The organism is Massilia sp. Masssp94 (genome assembly GCF_059491305.1).
This window is the reverse complement of sequence record NZ_CP168501.1, coordinates 6,075,626-6,094,348: the sequence shown is the minus strand read 5'-3', so window position 1 is coordinate 6,094,348 and position 18,723 is coordinate 6,075,626. Positions and strand designations below refer to the sequence as shown.

Annotated in this window: 17 protein-coding genes; 11 read left to right on the top strand and 6 right to left on the bottom strand. The window is 67.4% G+C overall.

What is annotated here, in order from left to right; translation table 11 throughout:
• Window positions 1-72 precede the first annotated feature (72 nt).
• Window positions 73-3,858, bottom strand: coding sequence for a beta-galactosidase (locus ACEN9G_RS26830; protein ID WP_495605480.1), 3,786 nt, complete (start codon window positions 3,856-3,858; stop codon window positions 73-75).
• Window positions 3,855-5,279, bottom strand: coding sequence for a glycoside hydrolase family 28 protein (locus ACEN9G_RS26825; RefSeq protein WP_413343168.1), 1,425 nt, complete (start codon window positions 5,277-5,279; stop codon window positions 3,855-3,857). Before ACEN9G_RS26825 ends, ACEN9G_RS26830 begins: the two co-directional genes overlap by 4 nt.
• A 289-nt stretch (window positions 5,280-5,568) precedes the next feature.
• Between ACEN9G_RS26825 and ACEN9G_RS26820 the strand changes: the two genes are divergently transcribed.
• From ACEN9G_RS26820 to ACEN9G_RS26810, 3 genes are all read left to right on the top strand, one after another.
• The gene (locus tag ACEN9G_RS26820; protein ID WP_413343169.1) at window positions 5,569-8,511 is read left to right on the top strand and encodes a TonB-dependent receptor; all 2,943 of its coding nucleotides are present in this window, start codon (window positions 5,569-5,571) and stop codon (window positions 8,509-8,511) included.
• Between the two features lie 80 nt (window positions 8,512-8,591).
• Window positions 8,592-8,804 (top strand): hypothetical protein, encoded by a 213-nt coding sequence (locus ACEN9G_RS26815; protein ID WP_413343171.1) that lies wholly within the window; start codon window positions 8,592-8,594, stop codon window positions 8,802-8,804.
• An 18-nt stretch (window positions 8,805-8,822) separates the two neighbouring features.
• Window positions 8,823-9,209, top strand: a complete 387-nt coding sequence (locus ACEN9G_RS26810) for a glyoxalase superfamily protein (protein ID WP_413343173.1) — start codon at window positions 8,823-8,825, stop codon at window positions 9,207-9,209.
• A 9-nt stretch (window positions 9,210-9,218) separates the two neighbouring features.
• Here the strand turns inward: ACEN9G_RS26810 and ACEN9G_RS26805 are convergent, their stop codons facing one another.
• The gene (locus ACEN9G_RS26805; RefSeq protein WP_483127248.1) at window positions 9,219-10,418 is read right to left on the bottom strand and encodes a glycosyltransferase family 9 protein; all 1,200 of its coding nucleotides are present in this window, start codon (window positions 10,416-10,418) and stop codon (window positions 9,219-9,221) included.
• Between the two features lie 416 nt (window positions 10,419-10,834).
• On the opposite strand from ACEN9G_RS26805, the gene ACEN9G_RS26800 reads away from it, so the two are divergent.
• From ACEN9G_RS26800 to ACEN9G_RS26790, 3 genes are all read left to right on the top strand, one after another.
• Window positions 10,835-11,713: a PhzF family phenazine biosynthesis protein gene (locus ACEN9G_RS26800; protein WP_483127247.1), complete on the top strand. Its 879-nt coding sequence runs from the start codon at window positions 10,835-10,837 to the stop codon at window positions 11,711-11,713.
• Between the two features lie 64 nt (window positions 11,714-11,777).
• Window positions 11,778-12,128, top strand: coding sequence for a TfoX/Sxy family protein (locus ACEN9G_RS26795; protein ID WP_413344859.1), 351 nt, complete (start codon window positions 11,778-11,780; stop codon window positions 12,126-12,128).
• A gap of 116 nt (window positions 12,129-12,244) precedes the next feature.
• Window positions 12,245-12,805, top strand: coding sequence for a hypothetical protein (locus ACEN9G_RS26790; protein ID WP_413344861.1), 561 nt, complete (start codon window positions 12,245-12,247; stop codon window positions 12,803-12,805).
• Here ACEN9G_RS26790 and ACEN9G_RS26785 read toward each other — a convergent pair.
• A complete protein-coding gene (locus tag ACEN9G_RS26785; protein WP_413344863.1) occupies window positions 12,802-13,086 on the bottom strand; it encodes a hypothetical protein in 285 nt (94 codons plus the stop codon). The genes ACEN9G_RS26790 and ACEN9G_RS26785 overlap by 4 nt on opposite strands.
• Window positions 13,087-13,180: 94 nt before the next feature.
• Complete coding sequence (locus ACEN9G_RS26780; protein ID WP_413344865.1) at window positions 13,181-13,396, bottom strand: DUF3079 domain-containing protein; 216 nt, start codon at window positions 13,394-13,396, stop codon at window positions 13,181-13,183.
• Between the two features lie 104 nt (window positions 13,397-13,500).
• Here ACEN9G_RS26780 and ACEN9G_RS26775 point away from each other — a divergent pair, with 104 nt between their 5' ends.
• A complete protein-coding gene (locus ACEN9G_RS26775; RefSeq protein WP_483127246.1) occupies window positions 13,501-14,271 on the top strand; it encodes a hypothetical protein in 771 nt (256 codons plus the stop codon).
• A 21-nt stretch (window positions 14,272-14,292) separates the two neighbouring features.
• Here the strand turns inward: ACEN9G_RS26775 and ACEN9G_RS26770 are convergent, their stop codons facing one another.
• Window positions 14,293-15,903 carry a right-handed parallel beta-helix repeat-containing protein gene (locus ACEN9G_RS26770; RefSeq protein WP_483127245.1) on the bottom strand — a complete coding sequence of 537 codons (1,611 nt, stop codon included), beginning with the start codon at window positions 15,901-15,903 and terminating at the stop codon, window positions 14,293-14,295.
• Between the two features lie 111 nt (window positions 15,904-16,014).
• Here ACEN9G_RS26770 and ACEN9G_RS26765 point away from each other — a divergent pair, with 111 nt between their 5' ends.
• The 4 genes from ACEN9G_RS26765 to ACEN9G_RS26750 all read left to right on the top strand — a co-directional run bounded on the left by ACEN9G_RS26765 (window position 16,015) and on the right by ACEN9G_RS26750 (window position 18,715).
• Window positions 16,015-17,022, top strand: a complete 1,008-nt coding sequence (locus ACEN9G_RS26765; RefSeq protein WP_413338965.1) for a S41 family peptidase — start codon at window positions 16,015-16,017, stop codon at window positions 17,020-17,022.
• 20 nt (window positions 17,023-17,042) lie between these two features.
• Window positions 17,043-17,180: a hypothetical protein gene (locus ACEN9G_RS26760; RefSeq protein WP_413338963.1), complete on the top strand. Its 138-nt coding sequence runs from the start codon at window positions 17,043-17,045 to the stop codon at window positions 17,178-17,180.
• A gap of 7 nt (window positions 17,181-17,187) precedes the next feature.
• Window positions 17,188-17,673 carry a signal peptidase II gene (gene lspA / locus ACEN9G_RS26755; RefSeq protein ID WP_413338961.1) on the top strand — a complete coding sequence of 162 codons (486 nt, stop codon included), beginning with the start codon at window positions 17,188-17,190 and terminating at the stop codon, window positions 17,671-17,673.
• A gap of 70 nt (window positions 17,674-17,743) precedes the next feature.
• Entirely contained in the window at window positions 17,744-18,715 is a 972-nt protein-coding gene (locus ACEN9G_RS26750) for a family 43 glycosylhydrolase (RefSeq protein WP_413338959.1), read from the top strand.
• The last annotated feature ends 8 nt before the right edge of the window (window positions 18,716-18,723 follow it).

Here is an 18,723-nt window from a genome sequence, read left to right as displayed (position 1 = left end):
TAAGGCCCGGACCGCTTACTGTCACGCGGGACACTATCAGGTGTTGCTGTCTTGTGACTGACAGTTCAACAACTACGGCCCGGCCCGACCCTTTACCGCGTCGCCGGACACCCCACCGTGAACGGCACGCAACACCTCGAGCCGCACCGGTTCCAGCGCATTGGCCGGGTCGCCGTCCGTCGTGACGGCGAGCGCGATCGTATTGTCGCCGTGCGGGTCGAGGATGCCCGGCGGGATCACGAACACCCGTTGCGGCCCGACGTGCGCGATGAACTGCCCGACATTCCAGCCGTTGACGAAGATGAGCGCGCGGTTCTCGCGCCCGGAGCGCGGCCGCGCGGTGTCGCCGAACGCGAGGCCCAGCTGGACGTCGTGCCCGCGCGGCAGGTCCAGCTTCACCTGCGTGCGCAGCCAGTACGTGCCCGGGGCCGGCGGCGCGTCGTCCGGCTGCGCGCGCGACCACCCCTGCCCCGGCGCGCCCGGCAGGTGCCAGCCCGCCCGTTCGCCGTACAGTCCACCGTCGTTGTACGGGCCGCGCACGCGGTCGGCGATGTCCTCGCCGCCCTGGTTGCCCTGGATGCGCCAGCGGATCGGCACGGCGAACCGGCGCCCCCCTTTCGACGTCAGCGACGCCGCGATCAGGCCGCGCGCCTCGCGGTGCGCGTCGTCCGCCATCAGGTCCCAGTTGTGCGAATCGTTGCGGACCATGACCGCGACGACGTGCGGCCCCGGCGCGAGCTTGCCGAGGTCGAAGCGCACGGTGTCCGTCGTCTCCGGGAACGAGCGGCCCGTGTCCAGCTCGTGCTGGCCCAGGAAGCGGCCGTCGACCCACGCCTGCAGCATGCCCGCGCCACCGCCGCCGTAGAAGAGTTCCAGCCGGTTCGCGGCGGGATCGCTCGCGTCGAAGCGGCCGCGGTACCACACGTCGCCATGATGGAAACCGTAGTCGCTCATCGCGAGCGTGGGCTGGCCGCGCTCCGGCAACGTCCACGTCTGCGCGGCCGACGGCCGGTTGTCCGCCTGCACCCAGGCGCTATCGTCTAAGCCGGGCTGCGCCTCGGGACTGTCCATGCGCCGCGTCCAGGCCACCGCGCGGAGGTCCGGGACGGCGACGGGCACCGGACCGGCGAGCGGCACGGTGCTGCGCAGGCTGCCGTCCGGCTGGCGTGCCATCGTCAGGGCGGTGCCGTTGAACGAGACCCCGGCGATCTCCGGCCCCCAGATCTCGAGCGGACTGGCGGCCGCCGTATCGCCGGCCAGGTGCAGCCGGCCGCCCTCGATGCGGGCGGCGCGTACGAGCGCCGGCGTCAGTTCGAGGACGCGGCCCGCCGGCGTGTCCTGCATCCAGAAACGCTGCGACGTGCCCTCGTCCGCGATCAGGAGCAGCAGCGGCGCGCGTCCACCACCCGTGATGCGTACGCGCGCCAGGCCCGTGTGCGCATACGCGAGCTTCAGGTCCCCGCGCGCCGCGTCGAACGTCGTGCGCACGTCGCCCGCCAATACCTCGACTTTCGGTGCGGATGCATAGCGCAGCACCGTCTCGCCGCTCTCGCCGTCACGGCCGTGCAGCAGCACGACGTCGCGCGCCCCGTCGCGCAATTGCGCCTGCAGTTCGGACGTGGCATACACGAGGTGCTGGCGCTCCAGCGCGTAATCGGCCAGCAGCATCTTCGCGTCCTGGCCATTCAGGCGCGCTGCGATCGTGTACGTGCCGTCGCGCGTGGTGACGTCGAACGAGAACGCATCGTCGGTCAGCAGGTCGGACGGGCCGTGCACGGCGAACAGCACGTGCGTGCCGAGCTCCGTGTTGACGTTGTGGTAGAGCCGCACGCGCGGGTTCGTGGTGCGGATCTCCGGTCCCTTGTCCATGCGCGCGAGCACCGGCGCGGCCGCCTGCACGAACATGCCCTGCTGCTTCAGCGCCAGCGCCTTCGGACGCAGGCCGCGGTCTTCCGCGATCGGGGCGCCGTAGTCGTACGACGTGTACACGATGGGCCCCGGCAGCCAGCCCCACGACGTGCCGCCGAACGCCATGTAGATGTTGTGGAGCGTGATGCGGTTCATCAGGTTCGTCCCGTAGAACACGCGCTGGTAGCCCTTGCCCTGGCGTTGGGCCGTGCACGCGTACGTGCCGTTCGAGCCCCAGTAGTCGAACCAGCCCGCCCCGATCTCCGCCACGAAGCCGGGCGTACCGGGGGAGCTGGCCGCGCCCGCCTTCGGTCCCGGCGTCGCGTAGATGCCCCAGTCCGGCGCCTTGTTCGGGCCCGCCGGATTCGCGTGGACGTCGCAGGCGCCGCCCGGATAACCGTCGAACGCATACAGGTCCACCGGTCCCGGATTCGCCCACGGCGCGGACGACGCCGCCGGCGTCCAGTCGGGCAGCCGACCCGCAGCGTTGTGGAACAGCGGCACCGTGATGCCGTCCGCGCGCGCCTTCGCCGCCAGGTGCGCCATCTGGCGTACGTGTTTCGGCTCCACCTTGCCCAGTTCATTCTCGAGCTGGTAGGCGATCACGGTACCGCCGCCCGTCGTCGCCTGGTGGCGCGCGATGATGGCGTCGATCTGCGTCATCCATTCGTCGACGGCCGCCAGGTAGGCCGGATCGTCCGTGCGCGCCTCCGCCCGGTTGCGGAACATCCAGCCGGGGAAACCGCCGCCGGACAGCTCCGCATTGACGTACGGCCCCATGCGCGCGATCACGTACATGCCCTCTTCCTCCGCGATCTCGAGCGCCCGCTCCACGTTGCGCACGCCGGAAAAATCGTAGACGCCCGGCGCCGGCGAGTGATAGCCCCAGTCGAAATAGAACGACACGCCGTTGAACCCGACCGCCTTCATCTTCTGGATCACGTCGCGCCACTGCGCGGGGTCGGGCAGCCGGAACGGGTGGATCTCGCCGGACCACACGACGATCCGCTTGCCGCCGACCGTCAGCGAGTACGGATCCCAGCCGACCTGCCGCGCCTTGCCGCGCGGGCGAACGGCGGCGGCGACGTCCTGCGCACGGTCGGCCAGCATGTCCGGCGCGGCCACGCCGGCCGCCACGCCGGCCAGCGGTCGTTGCGCCGACCACGTCTTCATGCCATCGGCGCTGTCGGCCTGCCACGCATGGCCCGCCGCGTCGGCGAAGACCAGGCGCCAGCTGCCGTCCGGCCGGCGCGCGAGGCCGATGCCGGGTGCCGCCAGGCCCAGCGCATCGAGCGTCCGCTCGACGCTCCACGGCCCCGCCAGGTCGCGGGCCCGCGCCAGTACCAGGCCGCCGTCCGCGCGCCGGCGCGCCAATGCCACGTAACCGCCGCCATCCCGGACGATGGCCGCATCCTCGTACCTGTCCTGCAGGCCCGTCAGCGCACGCGGCGCCGGCGCGTTATCCGGCGCGAGCAGCGCGGGCCCGCGCGGCCGCGCGACGACGAGTTCCAGGCTGCCGTCGCGCGCACGCACCCAGCGCGGCGCGCGTACGGGACCCGGCATCGGCACGGTGCGTTCGAACGTCCAGTGTTTCAGGTCGCTCGAGCGCGCGAGGCCGATCTCGTTGCCGGCCCCTGCCACGTACGCCACCCGGTACCGGCCGCCGTCGCGCACGAGCGCCGGGTCGCGCAACATGCCGCGCGGCGGCGCATACGCTTCCGACGCCTGCGTGACGAAGGTCGTGCCGTCGTCCGAACGGAAGATGCTCAGGCGGTCCGGCAGGCCGGGCGCCACGGCGGCCATCAGCCATGTCGTGTCGGCCCGGTTCGCCCGGTCCCCGGCGCGCGCTGCCGTATCCGACGCCTGCGGAATGCCCAGCTCCTGCGCGACCGCGGGCACGCAGGCGAGGACGGCGGCGGCGAGCGCCGCGCACAAACGGCGGCCGCTCATGCCCGCACGTCCGCGCGGTTGTCGAAGCCTTGCACGTGCTCGGTGACGACCGGCGTCCCGCGCACCGTGCGCACCGCCACGTCGCGCAAGCGTATGTCGCGCACCGGCAGTTCCGCCTCGCCCTTCACGCGGCAGACGAAGCCCGCATCCTCGACGCGGATGCCGGACACGAACAGGCCTTCGATCGGCGTGAGGCGGCGCTCGAGCGTGGGCACGAGCGTCTTCCATTGGTACAGCACATCCGTCTCGACGGCAAGCACGCCGCCCTTGATGCGGGTGGCGCTCACGTTCGTCATGTGGATGTTGCGGACAAAGCCGCCGCGCCGTTCGTTCGTCTTCACGTACAGCAGGTTGTTGATGGTGCTGGGCACGGAGGAATCCGCGTGATCGAAGTGGCAGTCGTCGACGAACACGTTCTCCACGCCGCCCGACAGCTCGCTGCCGATCGCCATCAGCTGGTGGCCATTCTTGATGCGGCAGCGGCGCATGACGATATTGCGCGACGGGACGCCGAGGCGCCACGCGTCGCGGTCGCGCCCGGACTTCACGGACACGGCGTCGTCGCCCTGGTCGAACGTGCACTGGTCGATCAGCACGTTCCGGCTCATCTCCGGATCGACGCCGTCGTTGTTGTGGCCGTGCGCCGCGATGTCGACCCGGCGGATCACGACGTCGCGGCAGAGGTAGGGATGCAGCACCCAGAACGGGCTGTCGACGATGTGGATGTCTTCCACGAGCACGTGGCGGCACCGGTTGAACTGGATGAAGTGCGGACGCAGGTTGGCCTGGCCCGCCGTCATGTCGCGCCGTTCCACGGGCACGCCGTCGCGGCACGCCATGTTGTACAACGCGACCAGCGCATCCATGTGCGCCCGCGGCCGCGCATACCATTGCTTCCACACGTCGAGCCGCGCGCGCAAGGTGCCGCGGCCCGTGACCGCCACGTTCTCGCACCCGTATGCGTACACGAGCGGCGAATAGTTCATGCATTCGAGTCCCTCCCAGCTCGTGGACACGGCCGGCAGGTAGTCGCGCGGGTCGGGCGAAAAGAGGAGTGTCGCGCCGTCCTCCACGTGCAGCGCGACGTGGCTCTTCAGGTGGATCGGGCCGGTCGGCCACGTCCCCGCCGGGACGACGACGACACCGCCGCCGGCCGCATGCGCCGCCGCGATGGCGCGCGCGAGCGCGGTGCCGGTCGCGGCCTGGTCGCCGCGCACTGCCCCATACGTCACGATGTCGAAGCGGGGCGCGCCCGAGAAATCGGGCACGGCGATGGCGGGCATCGTGAACGGCGCGTCGACGCGGACTTCGGACCTGGGCAGCGTGCCGGCGGATCCCGGCATGAAGGCCTGGCAGCCGGCCAGCACGGGCACGGCAACGCCGGCGCGCAGCAGCGCGCGCCGTGAGAGGGAACTGGGCACTGAACGTCTCCTTTGATGGTGCACCGCGCACCTTGTGAGCGCATATTGTGCCGCCTGCGCGGGCACCGTTGTCGATTCGCCATGCAAGCGCTCAACAACGTGATTATTACCGCGATCGTACCGGACCGACGGTTCGCTCAAGCATGCTTGGCGCTACCATGCCCCCGTCAATATGACCGCACGAGTCATCGATAACGACATGGAGACTACAACGATGCGTTTCACCGCAACCCCTCGGAACATTCATCCTCTTTCACCCCGCAGCCGCATCAGTATCGGCGTCCTGGCGATGCTCGCTTCGCTGCATGCACACGGCCAGGAGACGGCGGCGGCGGCCGATGCGGCGCCTGTCGCCACGACCGCTGCCGACGGCAAATCGTCCGACAGCGTCGTGGTCGTGACGGGCTTTCGCGCGAGCCTGAACAGGGCGCTGAACACGAAGAAGAACAGCGACGGCATCATCGACGTGATCAAGGCCGAGGACATCGCCAAGTTCCCCGACGCGAACCTCGCGGAATCGCTGCAGCGCGTGCCCGGCGTGGCGCTGGCGCGCGGCGACGGCGGCGAAGGCAAGCAGATCACCGTGCGCGGCCTGAACGCGGGCTTCACGCGCGTGCGCATCAACGGCATCGAGGGCGTGGCGGCGACGGGCGCCTCGGACATCAACGGCAGCACGAACCGCGGCCGCGGCTTCGACTTCTCCGTGTTCGCGTCGGAGCTGTTCAACAGCCTGGAAGTGCGCAAGACGTCGGAAGCGGACATCGAGGAAGGCTCGCTGGGCGCCACCGTCGACCTGCGCACGGCGCGGCCGTTCGATTTCAAGGGCCGCACGTTCAGCATCGGCGGCCAGGAAAGCCACAACTCCCTCTCCGGCAAGACGCAGCCGCGCGTGACGGCGCTGGTGTCGGACCGCTGGGACACGGGCTACGGCAAGGTCGGCGCCCTGCTCTCGGCCGCGTACTCGAAGCGGCGCGCGACGGAAGAAGGCTACGAGGCCGTGGAACTGCTCAGCGCCAGCAACGACGGCGGCTTCTGCTCGCCCGTCGGCGTGTCGCCGCAGGTCCCGGGCAACGATGCCGTCAAGGGCATCACCGCGACGACGTGCGGCACCGGCATGCCGCGCGCGACCGATCCTGCCGCGTACAACAGCGTCATGGGCCGCAAGGACAATTACGGCGGCACGGTCGCGAACCCGGCCGCCGGCTCGGGCGCGTTCGCACCGCGCATCCCGCGCTACCGCCGCTCGCAGACCGATTACGAGCGCACGGGGATCACCAACTCCTACCAGTGGCGCAATGCGGACAGCGAACTGAATCTGGACCTCATGTACGGCAAGTTCGCCAATAAACGCTACGACAACTACATCGAGGCGATCTCGTTCGGCCGCAACCTCGGTTCGAACGGCAAGCCGCAGACGTCGATCCTGGACGCGCATTTCGACCAGAGCGGCAGCTGGGACTACGGCAAGTTCAACGGCGTGGACGTGCGCACCGAAGGCCTGCTGGACGTGTACACGACCAAGTTCCGCCAGCACGTCCTGTCCGGCAGCCACAGGTTCAGCGATACGGTGAAGGCCGACTTCATGGCCGGTAACTCGAACTCGAACCTGAACGAGCCGATGCGCGCCACCGTGCAGTTCGACGCGCCGAACGTGAACGGCTTCTCGTGGGACTTCCGCGACAACCGCAACGTCCCGACGCTCAACTTCGGCATCGACGTGAGCAATCCGGCCAACTTCCAGTTCGCCCCGCAGGATGCCGCCGGCAACGTGCGCGGCATGTTCGTGGGCCGCTACCTGGACACGACCAACAAGCTGCAGACCCAGGCCGCCAACGTGCACTGGGAGATCAACGACCACGTGACGAGCCACTTCGGCATCTCGGCCCGCAAGAACATCTGGACCAACTACGAGATCGGCAACAGCGCGAATGCGGTCGCGCTGCCGGCCGGCGTGTCGATGGCCGACATCTCGCGCCAGATCAGCGGCTTCGGCTCGGGCCTGGGCGGCACCGGCGTGCCGGGGTCGTGGGCGGCCGTCGACCTGCAGAAGTTCCTCGGCGTCGTCAATACCGAGTGCCACTGCGATGCCGTGCCGGGATCGCAATACAACTACCTCGCGCAGACCAACCGCCGCGTGGAAGAAAAGATCAATGCGCTGTACGGCATGGTCGACTTCAATTACGACCTGTTCGGCGTGACGTGGCGCGGCAATGCCGGCGTGCGCGGCGCGGAGACGACGGCGACGTCCACGGCGATGATCAACGTGCAGGGCCAGCTGCAGCCGAACACGGGCACGAAGAAATACCGCGACTGGCTGCCCGCCTTCAACCTGACGGCGCAGCTGCCGAAGGACGTGTTCCTGCGCTTCTCGGCCGGCAAGACGTTGTCGCGGCCCGAGTACACGGACCTCGCGCCGAATGCGACCGTATCGCCGATCTCGCAGTCGGTCTCGATCGGCAACCCGAACCTGGACCCGATCCGCGCCAACACCTACGACCTGCAGGCCGAGTGGTATTACGCGAAGAACGCGATGGTCTCGCTCGGGCACTTCCGCAAGGACATCAAGAGCTTCATCCAGAGCGTCAACGAGCGCGTGCCGTACAACACGCTCGGACTGCCGAACGAACTCCTGATCCTGAACGGCTGCTCGCTGACGGGCGCTCCGATCTGCCAGACCCTGCCCACGACGGAAGTCAACGTGAGCCGCAAGGTCAACACGGCCGGCGGCCCGCTGAAAGGCTGGGAATTCAACCTGCAGGCGCCGTTCAGCTTCCTGCCCGGCTTCTGGAGCAATTTCGGCCTGCTTGCCAACGCGACGCGCGTGAAGTCGCGCATCACGTACATCACCCGCGTGGACAACCCGGCCACGCCGGCGAACGAGCAGCTGACGCAGGTCGCGGACTTCACGGGCCTGTCGCCGCGCACCCACAACCTCACGCTGTACTACGAGGACGCGAAGTTCAGCGCGCGCGTGTCGGCGGCGCACCGCTCCAGCTATATCTATGCCGTGCTGGGCGACGTGGCGGGCCACGACTACACGATGGTCGACGGCTCCACCAACATCGACATGAGCCTCTCGTACAACATCACGCCGCAACTGCGCGTGTCGCTGGAGGGCCAGAACCTGAACGACACGCCGCTGCGCTACGGCCGCGACACGCAGCGCAACGACACGCTGCTGTACGTGCATTCGGGCCGCTCGTTCGTGCTGGGGCTGAACTACAAGTACTGAAGCACGGGGTGTGAAAAAGTGCGAGCTTCAGGGCGCGGCGATCTGGTATTCTTTCCGTTTTACTGCCATCCCGCCGCGCCATGTCCTTTTTCGCACGTAACGCACGCTTCCTGTCACCGGCCTGCATGCTGTTCCTCGCCGCCGCGCGCATCGTGGACGCGGTGCGCTCGGGCGCGACCGCCGACTGGCTCGCGGGCGTCGGCTTCGCCGGCGTGGCCGTCATGCTCCACCTGACCCTTGGCGCGGCGCACCGCAAGCGTCTCGCGGAGGCCGGCCAGGACGGCAGCGCCTGAATCGTGCAAGGAGGTTCCATGTACACCCTGTCCCGCGTCACTCCCATCCTGCGCATCTTCGACGAAGCAAAGGCGCGCGAGTTCTATATCGACTTCCTCGGCTTCAAGATCGACTGGGAGCACCGCTTCGAAGGCGGCGACTTCCCCGTCTACATGCAGGTGTCGCTGGGCGACTGCGTGCTGCACCTGTCCGAGCACTACGGCGACGGCAGCCCGGGCGCGTCGATCCGCATCGCCGTGCGCGACCTCGACGGCTACCAGGCCACGCTGCTCGCGAAATCGTTCAAGTATTCGCGCCCGCACGTCCAGACGATGCCGTGGGGGACCCGCGAGATGACGATCCGCGATCCGTCGCACAACCGCCTGTCGTTCGAGGAACCGGTCCCCGGGGCCGACGCGTCTTGAGGCTTTGCTTCAATCCCGGCCGTCCACGGCGGCCAGCACCTCGTCCACGCCGATGCGCGTGACCCAGTCGTCCTGTTCCGGCACCATGAGCACGGTGCTGCGGGCCCGGTCGATCGGCGCCCACTCCGGGTGATTGCGGCGCATCAGCGCGATGACCGGCACGCCGACCGCATTCGCCAGGTGCATCACGGCCGTCTCCACGGAGATGACGAGGCTGCACAGCCGCAGCACGGCGGGCAGCTGGAAGAAGTGCTCGTCCGCGCAAAACAGCCGCACATGCGCGAGGTCGGGGTCGGGCCGCCCTTCGAACAGCCGGCGCGCTTCCTCCTGCGCTTCCGGCACCACGTTGACGACGACGGTGACGCCGCGCCACGCGAGCCGGTTCTTCAGCGCGCGTGCCAGCGCGGCCACGCGTTCCAGGGGCCACGTGCGGTCGGGCGATTTCGAAAATGCGTTCACGAACACGACCGGTTTGCCGACCGTGCAGCCCCAGACCGCGAACTGCGCGTGCGCCCTGCGGACCCAGCGCTCGGGGATGTCCAGCCGCGGCATGCGCGCGGCCGGCGGCACGTCCACGCCGAAGCAGCGGGCGAACCAGGCCGCGTAGATGTCGCTGATGTGTTGGTGCGCCGCCTCCGCGGGCCCATACACGGGAAGCGCCGCGTCCAGCTTGCGGTAGCCCGCCCAGCGCGACGGCGCGTGCAGCAGGCGCTCGGCCGGCTTGGTCAGGCCCACGACGAAGCCGCGCGGGCTGATGCGCCGGGCCAGCCGCGCATAGCGGTGACAGTCGACGACGGCCAGCGACGCGACGACCGGATAGCGTTCGGCGCGCGCGTCGTCGACCGATTGCTCGAACGCGGCCGGGCTGTACGTGCTGTCGTAGACCCGGTCGATCCACGGGCAGGCCGCGAGCCAGTCGTATAGCGCGTACCTGCGCAGGTGCGGCCACGCGGCCGGATCGGCCGTGCGGCGCCGTTCGTCGACCCACACGTGCATGCGCACATGCGGCCACGCGCGGGCGAATGCGCGCAGGCACGCCTGCAGGTAAGTAAAATCGCCGATGGCGAGGTGGGTGACGAACAGGATGCGGTCGGCGCGCGCCAGCACACCGGCCGGGACGAGCGGCAGGGCCGCCGTCGTGTACCGTGCCGCCTCGCGGGCGGCGCGGACCGGAACCGCTCCGGCATGTGCGCGCGCTGTATTCACCATCGTCCTTTCCTGGCTGGGTTGCAGGCATTATGCGCAGGACGGCGCACGCGATGTGTGCGGATAAAACTCTTTTACCCTTCTTTACGTCCCTTTACAGTCACCCCGGCACCACCCCGTCGATGTCGACGATGCCGCGCAGGCGCGCAGCACGTCCGCCTCCTTGTCGCGATGCGTGACGATGAGTACCTGCCGGCCACGCGCGTGGGCGACGCCCGTGTCGTAAAGTGCCGCCGCGCGTCGAGTACGAACTGACCCCGGTCGGCAAGCAGCCCGGCGCCGTGTTGCGCAGCCTGCGCCCCGTCGAAACCGTGCAGGGCCGATCGCCGGTACAGTGCCGGCCGCAATCGGGTGACTGTGCCTGTCGATGCCGCCGCCCCTTGCGTAGACTGGGCTCATCCCAACAACGCGAGATCCGCATGGCACGCCACCCGTTCAAGACCGTCGACGTCTTCACCGCCACCCCGTTCCTGGGCAATCCGCTCGCCGTCGTGTTCGACGCCGACGACCTGTCCACCGCGCAGATGCAGCGCATCGCCAACTGGACCAACCTGTCCGAAACGACGTTCGCGCTGCGCCCGACGCAGCCTGGCGCCGACTACCGCGTGCGCATCTTCACGCCCGGCGCGGAGCTGCCGTTCGCCGGTCACCCGACCATCGGCACGGCGCACGCGCTGCTTGAAGCGGGCAAGGTCGCGCCGCGCGACGGCGCGCTGGTGCAGGAATGCGCGCGCGGCCTGGTCCGGCTGGACGTGACGCAGGCAAGCGATGGCGCCCGCTGGATCGCGTTCGAACTGCCGGCGACGACGATCACCCCGCTGGATGCGGCGCAGGCGGACGAGGTGGCGCGCATCCTCGGCACGCCGCTGGCCGGCAGCGCCCCGCCCTGCCTCGTGGATGCCGGGACGCGCTGGGTCGTCGCGCAATTGCCGGACGCGCGCGCGGTGCTGGCCGCCGCGCCCGACCTGGCCCGCATGAAGGCGCACGATGCCGCAACCGGCAACACGGGCGTGATCGTCTTCGGCCCGCATCCCGACGGCGCCGCCGCGCGCATCGAGGTCCGCGCATTCGCTCCGGCGCACGGCGTGGACGAAGACCCCGTCTGCGGCAGCGGCAACGGGTCCATCGCCGCGTATTTGCGGCACACGGGCCAGGCCGACGCGTTCGGCCGGGACTTCCTGTCCAGCCAGGGCGCCGCGCTGGGCCGGGCCGGCATCCTGCGCCTGCAGATCGCCGACGATGCGATCCGGGTGGGCGGCAACGCCGTCACCTGCGTCGACGGTCACCTGGCGTTCTGAGGTCTTGATCGAACCGCCGCGCCGAGCTACGCTGGCGCTTTCGATCACGGCACGGAGAACGCGCATGGCAACGGACAGGAGCTTCATCGACTACGTCGCGGAAGTGGTGGGTTTGGGGGCGCGGCTGACGCACCGGAAGATGTTCGGCGAATACGCGCTGTACGTCGACGACAAGGTGGTCGCCTTCGCCTGCGACGGCAGCCTGTTCGTCAAGCCGTCCGACGCCGCCGCGAGGCTCGCGCCCGACCTGCCGCAAGGGCCGCCCTACCCCGGCGCCAAGGACTATCCGATCGCCGACGAATTGCTGGACGAGCCGGACGCGCTGCGCCGCCTGCTGCTCGAGACGGCGGCGATCATGCCGCCGCCGAAGCCGAAGAAGCCGGCCGCACCGCGGGCGAAACGGGGTGCTGGCTGAGCGCGCGATAACACCGTCTGGCGCCCGAATAACGCCGTTCGTCGCAAACGGCGGGCCAACCGTGTGCCGCTTGCGCTATCGTCCTCCGCAATCCTCAACCGGCTTTCGGAACAACCATGAACACGATCCGCGTCATCCTCTGCGCCACCGCCGTCCTCGCGACCACGACCTTTGCCCATGCCGGTCCATCCGGCGAAACCCGCCACAGCTCGACCATCTCGATCGACGCCCATGAGGGCGATGGCCCCGAGCGTTTCGGTCCGCGCCAGAAGCCCGCGTCGGGGCAGCCTTACGTGCAGTCGACGAGCCGGTGGACCGAATTGATGTTGAAGGACGATGCGGTGGTCATGCAGCTCACCGATTACGGCATGAAGCAGATCGGCGAGCCGCAGGACGCGCGCGACAAGGACGAAGGCTTCCTGGGCAACATGCTGAAGACGATGGCGCTCAGCGGCGTCAGGCAGTTACTCGACCGCAGCCTGGCGCTGTCGCTGGCCGACATGCGCTCCGCGCTGGTTCGACGCGGCGAAGTCGTCCTCGTCACGTGCCAGGGCAAGGAAGTCTTCAACAAGGTGAAGATCAACGAGCAGGTACAGACCTATCCGCAGGATCAGGCGGAGGAGTTCGTCAAGAACATCAACCGGCAGCGGGAAAAGTTCCCCGCATGCCGAACCTAGGCCCGGCGCCGCAAGCGCTTATCGTAAGCGCGCGCATAACCGTCGACGACGTGCGCCGGCAACATGGTCGCGATGCCGTGCAGGATGAGCGGCAGCAGCACGAACTCGTCGATCGTGCCAAGCACGGGCACCGCGACATTCAACGGCTCCACCGCGAACAAGGCGAGGCCGGCCAGTGCCGGCACCAGCCATCCGGGGCGATGTTCGTGCCGGACGGCGTACCACAGCAGGCGCAGATCCTGGCCGGCGACGGTGCGCCACAGTGCAATGAGACGTTTCAAGGAGGCCTCCATGGCTCGGGACGTGTCGGTAGCCCGTACATGGGTCGTACTGGGCCCGAACGCAATAGGCCACCGAAAAAATAACGGTGCGCGCCTACCGCTTTTCCTTGGCGTCGACTTGTGATCCAGGATCGCCGTCATTTTTCGAATCGAGTCCCCACTCCTGCCAGTCCTCGCCGAATAATTCGACCGGGTGCTGCGTGCGCACCGAGCCGTTTCCGCATGCAAGTGAATCTGCAGGGCAATATTTGTCGCATCCCCAGCAAACACGCTCCGGGTGTACGGGATAAATGGGAAATTTTTTTGCCATGTATCGAGTATGGTGAGTTGTGCAATGATTTTCCTTAATCTATGTCAACTCATTCCGAAACCAATCAGAGTAGCTCATGCGCTCCAGCAAACGCCAAGGTCCCCATGCGATTCTTCTCCAGGCCGATTTCCCGTGGAATCGTGCTGCTCCTGATGCTGAATGCCATCCCCACATACGATACGATGTTCGACAGCTACCGCCCTTCCTGGACTGCCCTCGGCAGAGATGATCTGGAAGATCGAACCGGCACCTTCGTGCGGCTGAAGGAGGACGTCGTGTTCGCCGTCAACCTCGACAGCTTTGACGTTCGCTTCAAAGAGCGTTGGCATCGCCTGCGGATCGGCTACCCGTTCAGTCCCGTCACGATCGACTTCGAACAAAGAAAGAAGCAGGTCCAGGGGCGTATCGAGACGAACTGGCTCTTCATGAAGCTTGGGATCACCGGCGTCCTGTGGGCATTGTTGGAGTTGTGTCTGTCGCTCATAAAACGTGAGCGCCGCGTCGTCCACGACGATGCCCCCACGCGTAGCCTGAACAACGCCTTCATGCACGGGGTCGCGGCATATTCCGCGTTTGCGTCGGCGCCACTCTTCCATAGCAACCTGACCTGGTTGGCGGCCGCGGCGATCTGCGTGTACGCGGGGTGGCACCGCCGGGCGAACCTGGCCGCTTTCCTCGGTGGGATTGTCGTGGCCGTCGTCGGCTGGACCACCACCGGAGTCTTGCGTTCGCCCGACGTCGACGCAAATACCTTCCTCGTGGTCCCGTTCGCGTTGCTGGTCCTCGTGCCGCAAGCACTTGCGGCTTATGTCGTTGGCCGGGCCGTCTTCACGATAGTGCGACGACGCCGCGACCGCATGCAACGTGACGCTTGACCGTGCACCGATCCGGCGCCGTCACCGTCCCGCCCGATAGCTGCAGCTCTTCAAGGAACCGTGGGCAGGATCCCCGAACGTGGCGTTCGAGCAGGTCACGGGACCGGTCAACACCTTGGTCACGTTTTTGGTTTCGGTACCGTAACGCACCCGATTGGTTCCGCTGAGCTGGCAGATGGCGCCCTCGCCCGCGCACGGCGTCCAGGCGCTCGCCGCGGCGGTTTTCGCCTGCGCGGCCGGCGCCGCCGTGGTCACGTCGGCATAGCTGCAGGCCTTGGCCAGGCCGCGCGCCGGGTCGCCGAACACGGCCGTCGTGCAGGGCGTCGATGCGGTCACGATCTTCGAGGTGTACGCGCCTTCGCTGCCGAACCTCACTTCGCGCGTGCCGCCGAACCGGCAGACCTTGCCCTCCGCGGCGCATTCGGTCCAGGAGACCGCTTTCGCGCGCGCCGTGGCGCCCCGCACGTCGAAGGCGCCGAGGTCCAGCGCGCCGGAAACGGGGCGCGCCTCGCCCGACGCGACGTCCTTGTACTGCCCCGTCGGCGCCAACGACACGCCGGCGGCCGACTTGCCCGGGTCGGTGCCCGCGCCGATCACGAGCGCGCTGGCGAAGCGCCGCAAGCTGCCGGTCGAACGATCGGCGATGTCGGCCGCGAAAGCGCGGTAATTGTTCTTCAGTACTGCGCTGGACTGGGTACTGAGTGTGCCGTTGCCGACGAAGATATTGTTCTGGATGAGCGCCGGCGTCGAAACCTTGCCGCTGACGAACAGGAACGTCCCGCCGGCGAAGTCGTTCACCACGGTGTTATTGACGAAGTACAGGTCCTGGCCCGGATTGGTCGCACCTTCCTCCCCGTACGCCACGATGGCCGGATTCTGGTTGGCGGCCGGTTGCTGGATGACGTTGCCGATGATGTAGGATGTGCCCGCGTTCGGGAGGTCGATCTCGTAGCTCGGCTGGCCCGAGGCCGTGCTGCCCTTCTCGCCCGGATTCGTGCTCGAGAAGCGGTTGTAGGCGATCGTGTTCGTCATCGCGCGCGACTTCAGGTTGTGGCCGACGTTCGCATCGTGCGAATAGTTGTAGCGGAAGGTCAGGCTCCTGGCCTTGCCGATGTACAGGTTGTGGGTCTGGCCATCGCCGAAGCCGTTGTGACCGAACTCGGTGTATTCGATGAGAATGTCGCTGTTCTCGTTGTGACCGCTGAGAATGCCGTTTTCGTTATCGTGCAGGAAGCTGTGACGCAACGTGAAGTTGGTGCCCTCCAGGCGCAGCGCCGCACCGTTCTGGTCCGCCACTTTGGCGCCCATCAGCTCGACGTTATCGACGACGATGTCGTTGCCCGTCACGACCCACGTACCCTTGCCGCCGTTTTCCTTGCCCGCCGCGTCGATCCGGGGGCGGCCGTTCACGCCGCGGATGGTCAGGCCGTTGCGGGCGATCCTGCAGGCGTCGCCCTGGTACGCGGTGCCGCCTTCGATCTCGATGGTGTCGCCGTCCCGGGCGGCGGCAACGGCCGCGCACGGTGCGGAAAACGCCTTGCCCGGGCCGACGGACAATGTGGCGGCGGAAGCGCTGGCGCTGACTGCCGCAGCCAGCAACATGGTGAAGATCGGGCTGGGAACGTTATGCATGAGGCGAGCTTAACACGGCATGGTGTCGAATATGATTACCGAACCGATGTGACAATCCACGCATTTTCCCGGGCAGCCTTTCCGATAACCTGCTCAGCGAGGGGGAAAGAATTGAAAAGAAACCTGTTCATCCTGTTGATCTTGCTGTCGTTGGGGCTGGCCGGCACCGTCGTTGCCCTGCCGGACTTCTTCCGGCCCGACCTGTCGCTCGACGGCACGACGCGCGCACAAACGATCGATACGCTGGTCGCCCGGCTCGACCAGCACTACGTGTTCCACGATAAGGCAAAGCAGATCGAAATGTTGCTGCGACAGCGGCAGCATGATGGCGCGTACGGCGCCATCACAAGCGGCGAGCGATTCGCCGCGCAGCTCACGGCCGATATGGCGTCCGTGGCCCACGACCTGCACATGAAGGTGAAGTTCAGCCCGAAGCGGTTGCGTCCCGGCGTCGTGCCGGATGTCATGCCGAGGGCGGCGTCCGGCGCCGCCCGGGCCCAATATGACGGTGTCGAGCACGTCGACCATCTGAGTCCCGCCATCGGCTATCTGCGGATATCGTCATTCCCACCCCGTGCCGCGGTGGCGGGAGCGTATGCGTCCGCACTGGACAAGCTGTCCGATACCGACGCGCTCATCGTCGATGTGCGCGAGAACGGGGGCGGCGACCCGGCATCGGTGGCGCTGCTGATCAGCTATTTCGTCGACGGCCCCACGCGCCTGAACGACATCTGGTCGCGCGACTCCGGCCGGACGATGCAGACCTGGACCGAAGGCGCACTCGACGGCAGACGCTATGGCGGCAGGAAGCCTGTCGCGATCCTGGCCGGGCCGGGGACGGCGTCCGCCGGCGAAGATTTCACCTATACGATGCAGGCGTTGAAACGCGCCACCGTGGTCGGGGCGCGGACGTGGGGCGGTGCCCACCCGATCGCGTTGTATCGCCTCGGCGACCATTTCTTTGCCGCCATCCCGCATAGCCGGACCATCAGCCCGGTTACCCACACGAACTGGGAAGGCTCAGGGGTCATGCCGGATGTCGCTGCGAAGCCCGCCGATGCGCTCGCGGTGGCGAAAGACATGCTGCAGAGGCAGCTGGACGCGGCCCCGTCCCGATGAAATGACGCATCAGTTCAACTTTGACCGTACACTGTACGGATGACATCGACGCCGGCGAGCCCTGTACGATCAAGCGCGTCAAGCTGTTGCTGCGCAATGAAGCCGAGGGTTACGTGTACGAAGAGACGGTCGATGTCGACCTCACCATTCAAGACTAGCTGACGAATGACTTCCTTTAGCCCCCTGCTGCGCACCGCTGTCGCATCGCTCGTTTTCTTCGGCCTCGACCGCCTCTCCAAGATCGTCATCGTCGAACGGCTCGACCTGGCGTCCGTCCACCAGATCCCCGCCTGGCCCCCGTACTTGAATTTCGTGATGGCCTGGAACAAGGGCGTGAACTTCGGCTTGCTGAACGGGTTCGACGCCCGCTGGCTGCTGGTGGCGATCAGTATCATCGCGTCCATTGCACTGGCATTCTGGGTACGCAACAAGTCGGGCTGGCCGTTGCTGCTGGCGTCCGGCGCCATCATCGGCGGCGCCCTCGGCAATGCCTACGACCGGATCGTCTACGGCGCGGTGGCCGACTACATCAACGTGAGCTGCTGCGGGATCACCAATCCGTACTCGTTCAACGTCGCCGACGTGTGGATTTTCGGCGGCGCGCTATTCCTCGTCCTGGCGACCGGCTCCAGCAGGCACGAGAAAGTTTAGTTATCGATATCATTTGTCCCAAAAGCTGTGCTAGCATGCACATTCTTTTACTATTCGACCACGAGCCGCCATGCACCTGACTCGCCGTTTCTTTGCCGTTCTCGTACCCACCCTATCGCTTGCGCTGGCCGCCCACGCGGCCGCACCGGAGGCGGGCCGGCCCATCGCTTCCCGCTTCAATGCGGACCCGTCGCCGCACTTCTTCCCCGCCGCGAAGGGCGACAAGTTCTACCTGTACGCGACGGACGACGCGTCGAACACCGGCAAGTACTGGGATTCCGTCACGTGGCGCCTGTACACGTCGCCCGACATGAAGACGTGGCGCGACGCCGGCGTGCCGCTGGCCGTCACCGTGTTCAAATGGGCGCGGCCGGATGCGAAGGCGTGGGCGCCGGAAGCGGCCTACCGCAACGGCAAGTACTATTTCTATGCGCCGGTCGGCGGCGACAAGATCGGCGTGGCCGTGTCGGATCGTCCGGACGGCGGCTTCGTCGATGCACGCAAGGATCCGCTCGTCGACCGCGAGCGCGACGTGAACGCGGGCGACGAGCCGATCGATCCGGCCGTCTTCATCGACAAGGACGGCCAGGCGTACATGTACTTCGGCACGCGCGTGCCGAAGGTCGTCAAGCTGAAGCCCGACATGATCTCGCTGGACGGCCCGATCCGGATCGTGAAGATCGACGGCCTGCCCGCGTCCGACCCGAAGAAGAAATATGGCGAAGCGCCGTTCATGCACGAGCATAACGGCGTGTACTACTTCTCGTTCTCGTCCGGCTGGCCCGGCCAGATCCTGTACGCGACCGCGAGCTCGCCGATGGGCCCCTTCACGTACCGCGGCGTGATGATCGACTACCTGAAGATCTCGACGAACCACCAGGCCATCCTCGAACACGACGGGAAAAGCTGGGTGTTCTACCACGACGCCCTGCTGCCGGGCGGCGGCGGCTACCGCCGCTCGATCGCCATCGCGCCGCTCGAATATGGCGCGGATGGCACGATCAAACAGGTCGCGGTGAAGCCCGGTCAGCCGAACGACTGACCGGATCT

Excerpts from the sequence above, each read along its gene's own strand:
- ACEN9G_RS26830 (WP_495605480.1), bottom strand. The coding sequence starts at position 3,858 with ATGAGCGGCCGCCGTTTGTGCGCGGCGCTCGCCGCCGCCGTCCTCGCC.
- ACEN9G_RS26820 (WP_413343169.1), top strand. The coding sequence starts at position 5,569 with ATGCTCGCTTCGCTGCATGCACACGGCCAGGAGACGGCGGCGGCGGCC.
- ACEN9G_RS26815 (WP_413343171.1), top strand. The coding sequence starts at position 8,592 with ATGTCCTTTTTCGCACGTAACGCACGCTTCCTGTCACCGGCCTGCATG.
- ACEN9G_RS26810 (WP_413343173.1), top strand. The coding sequence starts at position 8,823 with ATGTACACCCTGTCCCGCGTCACTCCCATCCTGCGCATCTTCGACGAA.
- ACEN9G_RS26805 (WP_483127248.1), bottom strand. The coding sequence starts at position 10,418 with ATGGTGAATACAGCGCGCGCACATGCCGGAGCGGTTCCGGTCCGCGCC.
- ACEN9G_RS26800 (WP_483127247.1), top strand. The coding sequence starts at position 10,835 with ATGGCACGCCACCCGTTCAAGACCGTCGACGTCTTCACCGCCACCCCG.
- ACEN9G_RS26795 (WP_413344859.1), top strand. The coding sequence starts at position 11,778 with ATGGCAACGGACAGGAGCTTCATCGACTACGTCGCGGAAGTGGTGGGT.
- ACEN9G_RS26790 (WP_413344861.1), top strand. The coding sequence starts at position 12,245 with ATGAACACGATCCGCGTCATCCTCTGCGCCACCGCCGTCCTCGCGACC.
- ACEN9G_RS26780 (WP_413344865.1), bottom strand. The coding sequence starts at position 13,396 with ATGGCAAAAAAATTTCCCATTTATCCCGTACACCCGGAGCGTGTTTGC.
- ACEN9G_RS26775 (WP_483127246.1), top strand. The coding sequence starts at position 13,501 with ATGCGATTCTTCTCCAGGCCGATTTCCCGTGGAATCGTGCTGCTCCTG.
- ACEN9G_RS26770 (WP_483127245.1), bottom strand. The coding sequence starts at position 15,903 with ATGCATAACGTTCCCAGCCCGATCTTCACCATGTTGCTGGCTGCGGCA.
- lspA (WP_413338961.1), top strand. The coding sequence starts at position 17,188 with ATGACTTCCTTTAGCCCCCTGCTGCGCACCGCTGTCGCATCGCTCGTT.
- ACEN9G_RS26750 (WP_413338959.1), top strand. The coding sequence starts at position 17,744 with ATGCACCTGACTCGCCGTTTCTTTGCCGTTCTCGTACCCACCCTATCG.